General features: G+C 45.0%; 14 protein-coding genes and 1 pseudogene. 10 read left to right on the top strand and 5 right to left on the bottom strand.

What is annotated here, in order from left to right:
- A partial coding sequence (locus C6G87_RS03955; RefSeq protein WP_158653091.1) for a hypothetical protein occupies positions 1 to 387 on the top strand: 387 nt, incomplete at its 5' end.
- Positions 384 to 794: pseudogene (locus C6G87_RS03950) on the top strand (hypothetical protein); the annotation flags it as partial. The gene C6G87_RS03955 and the pseudogene C6G87_RS03950, both read left to right, overlap by 4 nt.
- Positions 795 to 1,377: 583 nt before the next feature.
- Here the strand turns inward: C6G87_RS03950 and C6G87_RS03945 are convergent.
- From C6G87_RS03945 to C6G87_RS03930, 4 genes are read right to left on the bottom strand one after another with little or no spacing between them, the layout of a single operon-like run.
- Positions 1,378 to 4,467, bottom strand: a complete 3,090-nt coding sequence (locus C6G87_RS03945) for an efflux RND transporter permease subunit (RefSeq protein ID WP_104752240.1) — start codon at positions 4,465 to 4,467, stop codon at positions 1,378 to 1,380.
- Complete coding sequence (locus C6G87_RS03940) at positions 4,467 to 5,411, bottom strand: efflux RND transporter periplasmic adaptor subunit (RefSeq protein WP_104752239.1); 945 nt, start codon at positions 5,409 to 5,411, stop codon at positions 4,467 to 4,469. The genes C6G87_RS03945 and C6G87_RS03940 overlap by 1 nt, the downstream gene beginning before the upstream one ends.
- Positions 5,411 to 6,661 (bottom strand): copper resistance outer membrane protein CrdB, encoded by a 1,251-nt coding sequence (crdB, locus tag C6G87_RS03935; RefSeq protein WP_199767627.1) that lies wholly within the window; start codon positions 6,659 to 6,661, stop codon positions 5,411 to 5,413. The genes C6G87_RS03940 and crdB overlap by 1 nt, the downstream gene beginning before the upstream one ends.
- On the bottom strand, positions 6,658 to 7,095 hold the full coding sequence (locus C6G87_RS03930; protein WP_158653089.1) for a FixH family protein: 438 nt from the start codon (positions 7,093 to 7,095) through the stop codon (positions 6,658 to 6,660). The genes crdB and C6G87_RS03930 overlap by 4 nt, the downstream gene beginning before the upstream one ends.
- Positions 7,096 to 7,206: 111 nt before the next feature.
- On the opposite strand from C6G87_RS03930, the gene fumC reads away from it, so the two are divergent.
- The 8 genes from fumC to lpoB all read left to right on the top strand — a co-directional run bounded on the left by fumC (position 7,207) and on the right by lpoB (position 12,502).
- Entirely contained in the window at positions 7,207 to 8,598 is a 1,392-nt protein-coding gene (fumC, locus tag C6G87_RS03925) for a class II fumarate hydratase (RefSeq protein ID WP_104752238.1), read from the top strand.
- Positions 8,599 to 8,621: 23 nt separating this feature from the next.
- Positions 8,622 to 9,596 (top strand): DNA polymerase III subunit delta, encoded by a 975-nt coding sequence (holA, locus tag C6G87_RS03920; protein WP_233708995.1) that lies wholly within the window; start codon positions 8,622 to 8,624, stop codon positions 9,594 to 9,596.
- 63 nt (positions 9,597 to 9,659) lie between these two features.
- A complete protein-coding gene (gene rpsF / locus C6G87_RS03915; RefSeq protein WP_104752236.1) occupies positions 9,660 to 10,088 on the top strand; it encodes a 30S ribosomal protein S6 in 429 nt (142 codons plus the stop codon).
- The gene (gene ssb, locus C6G87_RS03910; protein ID WP_104752235.1) at positions 10,081 to 10,533 is read left to right on the top strand and encodes a single-stranded DNA-binding protein; all 453 of its coding nucleotides are present in this window, start codon (positions 10,081 to 10,083) and stop codon (positions 10,531 to 10,533) included. Before rpsF ends, ssb begins: the two co-directional genes overlap by 8 nt.
- 15 nt (positions 10,534 to 10,548) lie before the next feature.
- Positions 10,549 to 10,803 (top strand): 30S ribosomal protein S18, encoded by a 255-nt coding sequence (gene rpsR / locus C6G87_RS03905; RefSeq protein WP_013469516.1) that lies wholly within the window; start codon positions 10,549 to 10,551, stop codon positions 10,801 to 10,803.
- A 79-nt stretch (positions 10,804 to 10,882) separates the two neighbouring features.
- Positions 10,883 to 11,404, top strand: coding sequence for an LPP20 family lipoprotein (locus C6G87_RS03900; RefSeq protein WP_104752234.1), 522 nt, complete (start codon positions 10,883 to 10,885; stop codon positions 11,402 to 11,404).
- Positions 11,405 to 11,533: 129 nt separating this feature from the next.
- Positions 11,534 to 11,827 carry a hypothetical protein gene (locus tag C6G87_RS03895; RefSeq protein WP_158653088.1) on the top strand — a complete coding sequence of 98 codons (294 nt, stop codon included), beginning with the start codon at positions 11,534 to 11,536 and terminating at the stop codon, positions 11,825 to 11,827.
- Positions 11,828 to 11,908: 81 nt separating this feature from the next.
- The gene (gene lpoB / locus C6G87_RS03890; protein ID WP_104752232.1) at positions 11,909 to 12,502 is read left to right on the top strand and encodes a penicillin-binding protein activator LpoB; all 594 of its coding nucleotides are present in this window, start codon (positions 11,909 to 11,911) and stop codon (positions 12,500 to 12,502) included.
- Positions 12,503 to 12,714: 212 nt separating this feature from the next.
- Here the strand turns inward: lpoB and C6G87_RS03885 are convergent, their stop codons facing one another.
- Positions 12,715 to 13,860 carry a YbfB/YjiJ family MFS transporter gene (locus C6G87_RS03885; RefSeq protein ID WP_104752231.1) on the bottom strand — a complete coding sequence of 382 codons (1,146 nt, stop codon included), beginning with the start codon at positions 13,858 to 13,860 and terminating at the stop codon, positions 12,715 to 12,717.
- Between the last annotated feature and the right edge of the window lie 292 nt (positions 13,861 to 14,152).

Here is a 14,152-nt window from a genome sequence, read left to right as displayed (position 1 = left end):
GTTTACGGCGCCGTTGCTAATAAGGCACTAGATGCCCACCACGTATTAATTCAAAAAGTCCAAGAACAACAAGAGACAATCCAAGCAATGGCTCAAGAGCTCACAGAGCTCAAGCAACAACGGCACATCCAAGACAATAAACTAGATGACCCACAAACAGAAGTCCAAGATCAAGAGCTAGGGCAAGTCCAAGAGGACTTGGAGCAACAAGCACCCACGCAAGACATTAGCATTGCTAAAGGTGAACAAGAAGTAACTGAGAAGTTAGGGCAAATCCCACAAAATCAAGAAGTTTCAGAACAACAAGAATTCTTACAAAGCATCGCTATTTTCCAAGATGAAATCCAAGAAGTCCTAACAGAACATCCAAACAGACACAAGCCATAGAGATAGACAACAAATACACCAAATTGCATAGCTACTTTAAGCAAGTTGAATTAGATGTGCAGCAAAAGCGTATTAAGACCAAGACAGATTTCAAAGAGAGTTTTTTAAACTATGCCAAATCCCACATGACAGAGGCAGAGCTCAAAGTCTTATTAGTGCTCTTTCAAAAGCAGCCCAGCAAGCTCACCCAAGAGCATCTTAATCTCATTAACGATGCCCTAGAACAAGTGCATGGCAACAAGCACATGCAAGATTTGGGCTTACAACTCAGTGTCAAAGCCGTATTGGGACATCCATTAGAGGCAGAACAACATACAGCTATTCAAGACTATGTGCAACAATGCCAAGCAAGCTTAGAACCTATGGATAGCAAAGTTGCTGATGCAATGAAACAATATTATCATAAGGTAACTTGGGGAACTCAATGGTAACTTCTTTGACAAAAATGCGCGCTCGACTTAGAAGTAAGGTATTTAGCTAAATATTTTTTGCTGAGAGATTCGCTCATTCTAGGCTTGTTTAACCACTGGTGTTTTTCTTAATTGGTGTCGGATTTATAATATTCATTGAGAAAATTGTCCTTGCTCCGCTGTGTTCGCCAAGATTTGTTCCCACTCTTCAAGTCTTGTAAAAACTAATGGTGGCAAGGGGCTTAGGTCTGTATTAAACTAGCGAGTGCAGTGGTTTTGGAGTTGGTATCCACACTCGCATACTCTTTTTGTAGCATGGTGGCGTTGATCAAATGGATTTGCCCGTCTTGATTATGCCCATAAAGGCGATTTGAAAGCTGGCATCTCTTTGTAAGAATTTGTCTAATTGGCTAGTTAAAGCTTTGAATGGAGTTAGCATTCTCCGCCATATAACCTTGCAAGACTTGTAAAACAATTACGCGCGGCCGGCCTGTTTAAAAACCCCTGCAAGCCCTCAAGGGGGCATAAAGCCAGCAACAACATTAAACCAAAGCACTTTTTCTAATGCCCTAATTTTAGCCTAAGCCTTTAGGGTCGTGTTCTTGATCACAAAATACGCGCTGGGGATGATAAAGAGAGTGAGCACCACGCTAGTGATCATCCCCCCTAGCATGGGGGCGGCAATGGCGTGCATGATTTCAGAGCCTACCCCGTGCGAATACATGATAGGGATGAGAGAGACCAAGATACTAAAAAAGGTCATCAATTTGGGGCGCACGCGTTGCACCGCCCCGTGCATGATCGCTTCTTTGAGTCTAGCGCGGGTGTGATCGCCCTGCTTTAAAAAGTGTTGGTAAGCGTCCTCCAAATAGATAATCATCACAATCGCGGTTTCAGAGGCGACACCCAAGAGGGCTAAAAAGCCCACCAACGCGGCGATACTCAAATTAAGCCCCATGATCTGCATGAACACCAACCCCCCCAAAAAGGCAAAGGGGAGGGTGAGAAAACAAAGCAGAGAGTTAGTGGTGTTTTTAAGCGCAAAGACGATGAGAATAAAGATCACAAAGATACTCAAGGGCACGATGTAGCGCAGGGTCGCAAAGGCTTCATCTAAATACTGGCTCTCCCCTGAAAATTCGTAGTAATACCCGCTAGGGAGTTTAAAATTCTCTAAGGCTTTGAGCGCGGCTTGGCGGTAGGTCTCTGAACTCACCCCATTTTTAGGCACAATGTAAATAAAATGCACCCCTAGCCCCTTTTCACTTTTGAGCACCGCCGGGGCGTTTTCATAATAGATATGTGCAAAGGTGCGCAAAGGCACAAAGCTATAGGGGGTTTTGATGTAAAGATTTTCTAAACTCTCAATATTGTTACGCTCTACATCTTTCAAGCGCACAGAAATAGGGTAACTCTCCACCCCGTCTAAAAGGGTGCTAATGGCAGAACCTCCCATGCCAAAATTCACCATATCTAGCACATTCTGCTTAGTGATATTGTATTCAGCGAGCTTTTCAGGGCGCAAATCCACATTGAGATAGTAGCCATTATTAGACTTCTCTGCAAAGACAGAGAGCGACTCGGGGAGATTTTTGAGTTGTTGCTCCATGCTAATGGCTAGGTTTTGCAAGAGGGCGGGGTCTTTGCCATAGAGTTTAATGCCTAAGGGGGTGCGAATCCCGGTTAAGAGCATGTCAATGCGCCCGCGAATGGGGTAGGTCCAAGAATTGACTAAGCCTTTCACCTGCAGGGCGTGCTCAAGCTTTTCTCTAAGTTGTTTGTAAGTGATTTGCTCCTTCCACTCCGATCTAGGCTTGAGCTCAATATAGGTTTCTAGCATGGAGAGTGCGGCCGGATCGGTGCTGGTATTTGCCCGCCCGGCTTTGCCAAAGACCTGTTTGACCTCATCTAGGCTTTTGATAATGGCGTTAGTTTTTTCTAAATATGTTTTAGCCGTGTCAATGCCTACCGCATTCGTGGTTACGGGCATGTACATCACCACGCCCTCATTGATGGCCGGGATAAACTCCCAGTTGAGCTTTTTGTAGGCAAAGTAAAGCCCCCCTAAGCCTAGCACGCTTAGGGCTAAAAAGAGAAATCTAAAGCGCAACACAAAGGAGAGACAAGCCCCATAAATAGCAATAAAGAACGCGTTGATGGGGTTTTTAGCCTCCTCGCGGATTTTACCCTTGATGAGAAAGATCATCAAAATGGGCACGATGCTAATAGAAAGCAGAGCCCCAATCAACATCGCAAAGGTTTTAGTATAAGCTAGGGGGGAGAAAAGCCGCTCTTCTTGCCCGCTCAAGTTGAAAATGGGCAAGAAGGAGACCACAATGATCATCAGGGCAAAGAAGATCGCTGGTCCAACTTGTTGCACGCCCTTGATGATCGCACTTTGGCGCGCTTGCTCGTCTTGCATATTGGTGTGTTGCAAATACTTATGCGCGTTTTCTACCATCACGATCGCCGCATCCACCATCGCCCCAATGGCAATAGCAATCCCCCCCAAGCTCATAATGCTCGCCTCAATATTAAAAAAGTGCATCAGCAAAAAGCTCAAGCACACACATAAGGGCAGAGTGATGATCACCACTAGCGCGCTTCGTAGGTGCAATAAGAAGAGTGCGATGATGACTAAGACGATGACACTTTCTTCTATGAGTGTGTGGATGAGATTAGCCACCCCCTTTTCAATGAGTTCGCTACGATCATAGACGGGCACGATCTGCACATCCGGGTTACTCTCTTGCAAAGTGGCGATCTTTTCTTTAATACGCTCTAAAATGCTATAGGTGTCGGCATGGTAGCGCACCATCACCACCCCGCCCACCACTTCGTCCGTGCCATTGAGATTTGCCACCGAGCGGCGCGGCTTGGGGGTTAAGTTGAGTGTGGCGATGTCTTTAAGCTTAATGGGGGTGAGATTGGGGGTTTTGAGCACAATCTCCCCCAAATCTTTTAAGCTCTTGGTGTAGCCTTGCGCGTGGATGATCTTCTCAAAGCCATTTTCTAAGATCACCCCCCCGCCCATGTCCGCGTTGGATTTTTTGATGGCTTGCACCACATCTGCCACACTCAAATCGTATTGCACCAACGCGTCATTATTCAGCGTAACTTCATAGTTTTTCTCAAAACCCCCAATACTGGCGACCTCACTCACCCCATCCACCCCCAACAGGGCGTAGCGAAAATAGAAATCTTGCAAGGTCTTTAGCTCGGCTAGATTCTTAGTTTTGCTTTTGAGCGCGTATTGATACGCCCAGCCAATAGAGGTCGCATCGCTGCCCATCTCTACCTTGACCTCAGAGGGTAGGCGCACGCGCGCCATCTGCTCAGAGACGCGATCGCGCGCAAAGTATAAATCTACCTTGTCTTTAAAGATGATGTAAATCAAGCCGGTTTCATAGCTAGAAATCCCGCGCACGGTTTCAATGTCGGCAATCCCCATAAAATTAGCCACCAAGGGATAGACCGCCTGTTCTTGCACCACTTGGGGGCTTTGGTTAGGATAGCTCACCTGCACGACCACCTGGGTGGGGGAGAGATCGGGCAGAGCGTCTAGGCGGGTGTTTTTCATCGCCCATAAGGAGAGCAAGAAGAGCAACACCACCGCTAAGATGACAATGAGCTTATTTTTTAAACTCCATGAAATGATCGCATTGATCATCACTCATCCCCATTGTTGATCGCATCGGCATCTAAGATGAAGAGCGCGTTCTTAGCCACCTCATCGCCTTGAGCTAGCCCCTCTAAAATGGTGTAACTCCCATCGCTATTGCGCTTGACCTTGACCTCTGTGATCTCAAACTCGTTGTCCTCTTTTTTGAAGACTATGGTTTTATCATTTTTGACCAACACCGCCTCTTTGGGCAAGACTAAGCCTTTTTGAGCTTTTTGATACAGAGTTACCTTAGCAAACATGTTGGGGAAAAAGAGATTTTGCGGGTTTTTGAGCAAAAAGCGCACTTGCAACATTTTGGTTTGGGGGTTGATGAGGGGGTTGATATTGTCCAATTCTAGGCTAAAATCCCCTTCTATGCCCTCTATGCGCGCGCGCGCTTTGTCCATATGGCGCACAAAATCTAAATCCTCTTGATTGACTTGGGCGATCACATAGAGCGCGCTCAAATCCACAATTTCATAGAGAGTCGCCCCGCTCTTGACAAAGCCCCCCTCTTGGACATTCTTAGCAAAGATCACCCCATTAAACTGGGAGCGCATGGGAATGCGGTTATGGATTTTTCTATCCTTAATGATACTGCTAATCTCCCCCTCACCCACCCCCAGTAGGCGTAATTTTTCTTTGATCTCTTCTACCTGTTTGTTAAAATGCAGGGCTGAGAGCAATTCGCTTTGCACCCCTATGAGCGCGGGCGCATACACACTAAAGAGTTTTTGCCCCGCCTTGATAGGCTTATAAGTTTGATTAGCATAGAGTTTTTCAATAAAGCCATCAAAGCGCAAGTTATAAGAATAAACCCTCTTTTCATCTGCCTGCAAGGTGGCGTAATACTGCCTAAAGGGGGCGATCTCTTTAAGGGTAACCTTAATAGTGCTCTGTGCCCCCCATAGCGCGCCTAGCAACGCCATACATAGCCCGATAACTCTCATCAAAGCCCCTTTAGATTTTCTAACGCCAAATAGGTAATATTGAGCTCGCTAAGGGTGTCAATTTTAGAGAGCTTGATGTTGATCGCATCGTTAAAGGCGTTGTAATAACTATTGTAATCCCCGCTAGCAGAGATCAAATTCTTTTCATAGATATGTACAATGCGCCCGCTTGCCTTTAAAATGGTCTCTATGCTGGAGAGATTTTTTTGGAGTTGCGTCATTTTTTTAAACAATTTCTTAGCGCGGTGGCGCACTTGGTTAATGGTGTTGTCAATATTATTCAGCGCGACTAAGTGCTCTTGTTTGCGCTGCTGGAGAGTGTTGTTCTGTTTGCCATAAATGGGCAGGGGGATGGCTACCCCAATGGTGAACATGTCAAAAATGCGCTTTCTAAAGAGGTAGTTAGCCGTCACATTGATGTCTTCTAAAAAACTCTTTTTAGCTAGTGTGATGTTTTTACGCGCCTGAGCGTCTTGCAAGCGCGCGATTTTGATGTCGTAATTGCTCGCCATGATGCTTTGCAATTCTTGTGTATTGTCTAAAGCCATGCGCTGGGGCGCTAGAGAAAGCAGATCGCTTTGGCTAAAAGTGAGTTCGCTAATGTTGATCTTATTGTCTTCTAGCGCGTCTTGCAAATCGTTTTGTTTGATCTCTAGCTGGGATTTGAGCACTTCAATTTTGGCAATGGCGATTAAATCCGGGTTGCTCGCATGTTGGGCGTTATAGAGCAGGTTTTCTAGGTTATTTAAGGCTTCTTTGAGCAAGGCTAGCTTTTGGGTGTTTTTATAGACTTGGATCGCGTTGGTGAGCACCCCTATGGCGATCTCTTGCTTGAGTTTTTGCAACTCTAAGAGCTTTTTTTGGCGCTCTAAGTCCACCACTTGGGCTTGGGTGTGCCTCTTAGCATTCACATCAAATTTTTGACTAATCCCTACGCTAATACTCTGCATAAAACTAGAATCAAGGATAAAGAAATTGAACACATCGGCGTTGTTATAGCCCACATACAAAATCGGGTTATCCCAGCGCGCGCTGGCTTTAGCCTGGGCGCGCAAGCTCTCAATTTGGGCTTGCAAGCTAGCGATCTTGGCGTTCTTGTGCAAAAATTTGTTGTAAATGCTGGGCAGGTCTAGGCGTTTGGGTGCGCTAGGGGGGCTCACACTCACAGACTCTAAACTAGCTTCTTGATGCCACGCTTGTAAGCCCCCGAAGGCAAAAAGCACCCCCCAGATCAAAACCCTTAACCTCATAGATCGATACTGCCCTTACCTTTGTAGAGCTTGCCCTCTTTGGTCTTGATTTCTAATTTTATTTGCCATGTGCCAACCATGGGCAGATTTACTTGGGCATTATACACTCCCTCTTTTTCTTTTACTTGGGCCTTTTCATGCATGGCAGGCATGCCCGGCATTTCAGGCATGCTAAACTTAAGCTCAATGCGTGCTTTCTCAAGAGCTTTGCCATGCAGGGTAGGCGTTAAGGTAAAATGGTTGTCTCCGCTTGATAGTTTTTGATCGGACTTCAAAAGTGCCGTTACTTTGTCATCACCTGCAGGTTTTTGGTCCCTTAAAAGCGCTTTCGTCCCCTTAGCTCCAATTTCTTTAGCCACAATCTTCAAATCCCATGCCTGTAAACTCCCCAAACTCAAGGCGCATGCCAGCGCCAATACATGCCATTTTTTCATCAAACTCCTTTGAATTAAGATGGGGCTATGATAGTGTATTTCTGTGGATTATTTGTGGAAATTAAAGTTTGGCGTGTTAAAATTTTTACACCATATTACCAAAGGGATAACATGTCTTATCGCGTTGAACACGACACTATGGGGGAAGTCAAGGTAGAAGATAGTAAGTATTGGGGCGCGCAAACCCAAAGAAGTTTTGAAAACTTCAAAATTGGTACAGAAAAGATGCCCCCCGCGCTCATTAGAGCTTTTGCCAAATTAAAGCGTTCTGTAGCGCTGGTGAATGCGCAGTTGGGTAAATTGGACGCACAAAAATCCCAAGCAATTGTACAAGCCTGCGATGAGGTGATCGCGGGCAAATTAGCCGACATGTTCCCCCTAGCCATTTGGCAAACCGGGAGCGGGACTCAGACTAATATGAATGTCAATGAGGTGATCGCCAACCGCGCCACCGAGATTTTAGGCGGAGATTTTAGAAAAGAGAAGCTGATCCACCCTAATGACCATGTCAACATGTCTCAAAGCTCTAACGACACCTTCCCCACTGCGATGCACATTGTGAGCGTGCTCGAACTGCATAAAACCCTTTTGCCCGCGCTAGATAAACTGCACGCCACTTTGCAAGCCGAAAGCCAAGAATTTAAAGACCTCATTAAAATCGGGCGCACCCACTTACAGGACGCAACTCCTCTTACTTTGGGGCAAGAGTTTAGCGGGTATGTGAGCATGCTTGAGCATTCTAAGGCGCAAATTTTACAGAGTTTGGAGTATTTAAGCGAGCTAGCCATTGGGGGTACAGCTGTGGGTACAGGGCTAAACGCGCACCCACAACTCTCTGAAAAAGTCGCCGCTACACTAAGCCAACTTACCGGCTACCCCTTTAAAAGCGCGCCCAATAAATTTCATGCTTTAACTAGTCATGATGGGCTTGTCTTTGCGCACGGCGCGCTCAAAGGGCTAGCAGCCAATCTGATGAAAATTGCCAATGACATTAGATGGCTGGCTAGTGGTCCGCGCTGTGGTTTGGGCGAACTTGCTATCCCTGAGAATGAACCGGGGAGCTCTATAATGCCTGGCAAGGTCAACCCCACCCAATGCGAGGCGTTGACGATGGTCGCTGTGCAGGTGATGGGCAATGACGCGGCGATTGGTTTTGCGGCTTCTCAGGGCAATTTTGAACTCAATGTCTTTAAACCCGTGATCATCTATAATTTCTTGCAAAGTTTAGAATTGCTCGCTGATGGCATGGAGAGCTTTAACGCCCATTGCGCGGTGGGGATCGCGCCCAATAAAGAAAAGATCGATCATTACCTGCACCACTCTTTAATGTTGGTAACCGCGCTCAATCCCCATATCGGCTATGAAAACGCCGCTAAGGTGGCTAAAAACGCCCATAAAAAACACATTAGCCTCAAAGAATCCGCTCTAGAATTAGGGCTTGTGAGCGCACAAGACTTTGACAAATTCGTCAATCCGGCTAACATGATCGCCCCTAAGGCTTAGGGCATTTGTATCACAAGGAGTTTTTGAGCTATTTAGAGCATGCCACCCCGCGCGTGGCGTTGCTCTATGGCGAATGCGTATTCTACATCGATCACTATGCTAAACAGATTGCCCAGCGTTACCCCCAAGCGCAAAAATGTAGCTATTATTTTAATGATTACAGTTTTAATGCAGTTGTAGAAAGCTTGAGTCAGGATTCACTCTTTGGTGAGGGTAGCGTAGTGCTTTTGAAACTGGATAAAAAATTGAGTGCAAAAGAAAGCTACGCGCTTTTAGAGGTGTTGGTTGCACACCCTAAAAATGCACTTATCATTGGTTTTTATTCCAACAAAAATAAAAGTGCTTATATCCAAGAGGCTAAGCAATTTGGCGCGCAACTCAAACATCCAAAACTCGATAAGGCGATTGTAGACGTGCGTTTTTTCATGCCCAGCCATACTGAGTTGTCGGCTCTACTCCAAAAAAAAGCTCAAACCCTATCCCTGCAGATAGACACACAAGCTCTACATTTCTTGCTAGAGCTCCTCAACTATGACATAAGCATAGCATGTGCAGAGTTAGAGAAACTCGCATTATTGGATCATCGCATAGAGATCCAGGATATTAAGCGACAGGTTTATGAGGGGTCCGGGTCTGTTGATGTAGAACAGCTCATTGAAGCGCTTTTTAAGGATAGGGCGCAGAGTTTACAAGTCTTTGGACGTTTGCAATCTGAGGGGGGTGATGGACCTGAATTAGTGCGTGCTTTGGGGCGTTACTTTTATCAGCTATTCCTTTTTGCTTCCTACTTAAAAATTCATGGAAATATTCAAGCCAAAGAAATTTTAGGCTTCAACCCTCCGCAGGGGGTGGTGGCGCAACTAACAAAACGCGCCACGCAACTTAAGGATACGCGGCGTATTTTTGAAGCGCTTAGGGCATGGCATGTGCAAAGCATACAGGGCAACGTGCAAGCAGGGTGGCACTTTTTAATTGAAATACAAGATTACCTTAGTTAGAATGGCGGGCTCGAGCCTTGCTCTTTTTGTATAGCAGAAGGGCACAATCCAAAAGGAGATATTTTGAAGCACTATGAGACGATGTTTATTCTCAAACCTACTATGGTGGAGGAGGAAATTAAAAGCAAGTTGGCGTTTTATCAAGATGTGATTACTAAACATGAGGGCGTAATAGAAGCCACTCTAGACATGGGGCATAGGCAACTCGCCTATGAAATCAAAAAGCAGAAGCGCGGTTATTATTTTGTCATTTACTTTAAGGCGCAAGCGGAGGTCGTTTTGGAACTAGAGAGATTGTACCGCATTAATGAGGATGTTCTGCGCTTCATCATTCTAAAATACGAAAGTAAAAAGGAACAGAAAGCATGGCAGACCTTGATTGATCGTGCTTTAAAAAAGCCTGGTGTAGAAGCGAAACAACCCCGACTCAAAGAAAGTCAAGAGACGCAACCGCCCGGTGCATCTGTAGAGTCTAGAGAGAGCGATGTATAACAAGGTTACTTTGATAGGGCATTTTACCCGCGATGTAGAACTGCGCCATACGCCAAATGGAAGTGCTGTGGGGAAGGTCGGCATCGCAACTAACCATGTTTACAAGCGCCAAGATGGGAGCAAAAGCGAGGAGACCTGTTTTGTTGATGTGGATCTGTGGGGGCGCACCGCCGAGATAGCAAGTCAATATCTTCATAAAGGTTCTAAGGTCTTGATTGAAGGGCGTTTGAAGTTTGAGACTTGGAGCGATCAGTATGGCAATAAAAGGAGTAAGCATAGTGTAGTTGCTGAAAATTTGGTCATGCTTGATTCTAAGCGCGAGAGTCAGGCGGGAAATGAGTGGAATCAGAGTAATTCTTACGGGGGTAGGAATTTGGGTACACCGCTCACTAAAGAGCCCGAGCAGGTTCCGGAAATCAGTATTGATGATGATATGCCATTTTAAGAAAAAAGGATTGTAATGGAAAAAAAGAGATATTCTAAGCGCTATTGTAAGTATACAGAGGCTAAAATCGAGTTTATCGACTATAAGGATTTAGAGCTGCTTCGCTATTCATTGTCTGAACGTTACAAGATCATGCCTAGACGTTTGACAGGCAATAGCAAGAAATGGCAAGAGCGTGTAGAAGTGGCGATCAAACGTGCACGGCACATGGCACTTATCCCCTATGTTGTAGATCGTAAAAAAGTTGTAGAGAACCCTTTTAGAGTGTGAGAAAGTCTTTAAGAGTGGCTTAGGGTAGCGCATGGTAGACTTTTTGTCATATTAAGCTTTACGGGAAGGAGTTTTTGTAATGGTTTCTAGAAAATTTAGATGGGCTTTGGTAACGGGTAGTGTGGCAGTTGCTCTAGCTGTTTTTGGATGTAAGCAAGAACCCCAGTCGGGTGTGAGCAAGGAAAATAAGGAATACCGCGCTCAGACTAAAGGCGCGCCTAAGTGGGTTGATGGAGATCTTAGTGAAGTCAAAATGCATGACAAGGAGTATAGTTCTACATTTTTAGGGCGCGGTGAAGACGATATTCTGAATGGAGATGTGAGTTATGCAACTGAACAAGCTGCAGCAAAGGCGAGGGCAAATCTAGCGACTAACCTTAAGAGTGAACTTATTAAAGATGTGCAAAATATGACCTCTAGGAGTGGTAAAACGCTTGATAAAAACAGCAGCGCCACTATTAATTTAAAGGTTGATCGCGAGCTTGTCGCCACTAAGCAACTGGCTAGATGGGTAGGCAAGGACAAAGTATGGGTTTTAGTGGGCTTGGATGAGGATATAGTTTATAAAATCCGCGCTGAACTAGGCTTGAAGTCTAAGTAATAAATGCACAGAACAGGGGCTTTGCTCGTCTTGTGTTTTTTTTTGTGCAGTTGTGGAGGGGTTCCTAGTTGGGTTGCCCAGTGTGCTACCCCGGCTAAGTCTCAGCAAGGTAAGGTGTTAGCTTGCGGGATGGCGGATGTTTTTGAAGGCGATGTAGATAGTGCCTTGGATATTGCCAGCACAGAGGCTCGTGCTAAACTGGCGGACTTTGTACTTAAAACCCGCAAGAAGGAATTTACCCAAAAGGCGCGTGTAGAGCTTCAGGGAACAAGAATACAGGCTGAATGGGTAGCGCAAGGTAAAGTGTATGCCCTGGTAGATATGGATGTGGAACTCGCCAAAAGTGCCCGCATAACGGAAGGGTCAAGTCAATCAACAACGAAATCTTCTTCCAAAGAAAAATTAACCCCGGCGGGTGATTAGAATCAAAATAATACGATAGGAGAGAGTGTGATTCAGGTATCTCGTAGAGCTATTTTTAATAAGCATATATTGGCATCGTGCATGGCTGGGGTATTAATACTTACCGGGTGTGGAAGCGGTGTCAGCTACATTTCACAGCAAGATCAGGATTCTAAGAAATATGCCACAGCAGGTTTGGATTACCATGATATCGAAGATGCTGCCAAGACGGCGGTAAAATCCATGTTGGCTAGTGAGGATGTTCAAAATCTCAAAGGCTCTAAAGTGATTGCTGTTTCTGATATTATTAATGACACTATGCAACATTTTGATACACAGCAGCTCAGTCAACTTGTGTTGCAGACTCTCAAGGATCAAGTACATGGCAAATTTTATGTTACAAGGGCGATTGCAGGGAGTGGAGGTAGTGAAGACGCGATGATTAATAAGGCGCGCCAACTTCGCAATAATGAGGAATTTAACCAAGAAACTACCCAAGAAAAGGGGACTTTGCGTGCTCCCGATCTTTCTTTGAGTGGTAAGGTGATTCAAAGAAATGCCCGCGTGAGCTCGAGTAAGCAGCGCATCGATTACATCTTTATTTTGTCTTTGACTAGTATCAAAAATGGACTAGAGGTATGGAGTCGTGAATTTCCCATTTCTAAGTTGGGCAGCAACAAATCGGTGTCTTGGTAAGCCTTTTGTAGTGTTCTGTGGCCATCTGAGTATCTATTAATTTTTGGCTCTTAGGGAAGCCTTTTTGACCGAATGGGTATAGAATTAGGTTTAGAGCGTGCATTAAAGGTTTTTGAACTGCCTTGTCTACGATGCTTAGGAACTGAGTGCAAGCAACACGAATCCTAGAGACTCCAAACATTCTTGGCGTTTGGAGGCTTTACAAAGGTTTTCTAGGTATTCTGAAAAGAAGTTCTAGGAATGGGAAGCAGCACTAGATAGCTGATAAGCAGCGCAGTTCCACAGAGAAGAAACATGGCATAAAAACTCAAATGTCCCAAAGCTAAAGTGAAGATAAAAGAAAAGAGGGCTTGGAAAATCCCAAAGCTCATAGTAACTACACTAGAAGCTTGCACGAAATGAGCCTTACCCATGATGTGAAATGCCATGGTGCTTGTAAGGGTTAAATTCCCTGTAGTGCCAAAGCCCATCAAAAAAATAGAGAGATCGAGCCAAAAGAGATGGGTGGAAAAGGCAGCAATAACACAAGAGAGAGTTTTAAGTAATAACACGATGCTAGAGGCGTTTTTCAAGCCCAGCCATTGTGCCAGTGAAGCACTTAGAATCGTGCCTAGTGCCGCACCAAAGCCAAAAAATGCCCATGATGTGCCTGCGCTTGCATTACTGAAATGCAAAAAGCGTACTAAGTAATCCACCCAAAACAGCGTATGAGGCAGGTAGCCAATAGCATTGAGCACGACAGAGATTAATAGCAAAGCAAAAAAATAGTGGATCTTGAAAGCCTTTTCCTCCTCGATAGTTTTTCTAGGGGGATATAAAGTTTTTAAAGAAGTGCAGGCAATTAAAAAAGCTAACAAACTGATCACACCTAGAAAAATCCATGCCCAATCGATCGCATGGGCGAAATGGGGCAAAATGAATCCGCTAAAGACCACCCCGATCCCAATCCCACTAAAAATCAAGCCATTTACCAGTGAGCGCGATCGTTCACGCACAAAGGATAAGCAAAGAGGTGCGGAGAGCACCATTAAGCATGCCGAAGCGATGCCTGCTAAAAAACGCCACACCCATGCCCAAGCAAAGGGCAGAGCATTAAAACAACAGGCAAAAAAACTCAAGGCTACCACCAAAAAGCTGATTTTAGCAATACCTTCTAAAGAAATATATTTTTGCAAAAAGTTAAGTGTAGCGCTCCCAAAGATATAGCCTACCATAACAGCAATACCTAGTTGAATACTTTGGGTTTGACTAAGTTTTCCTGAGAGAATGAGCAAAGGGATCAACACTACATATCCAAAACGTGCTAAACCATTGGCTACAAAGGTTGCCAAAAAACATACAAAGATACGCGCCCTCATAAAATAACACCAACCTTTCTAGGACTATCAGTTTCATTTTCATAGAAAATATGCCTATGCTAGCATGAAAGCTTGTTAGAATGCGTTTAGGAAGAACTCCACTCCATAAGAGCTATATAGATTCCTTTTGATAAACCAAGCATCCCTTTAAATAGGTCTATCCATTCAAGATAGCTTTAATATGGTATGCTGAATGTCAAAAAGGTTACGTTACTACGCCCTCAGCGACGCGCAAAATAAGCGCTTGATGGGCTTGAGCGCGCAAGTGCAATTTGACATACTCCCCGCGCTC

This window comes from Helicobacter baculiformis, assembly GCF_900197685.1.
Classification (GTDB): Bacteria; Campylobacterota; Campylobacteria; order Campylobacterales; family Helicobacteraceae; genus Helicobacter; species Helicobacter baculiformis.
Note: the sequence above shows the minus strand (reverse complement) of the source record. Positions and strands in the feature narration are given on the sequence as shown.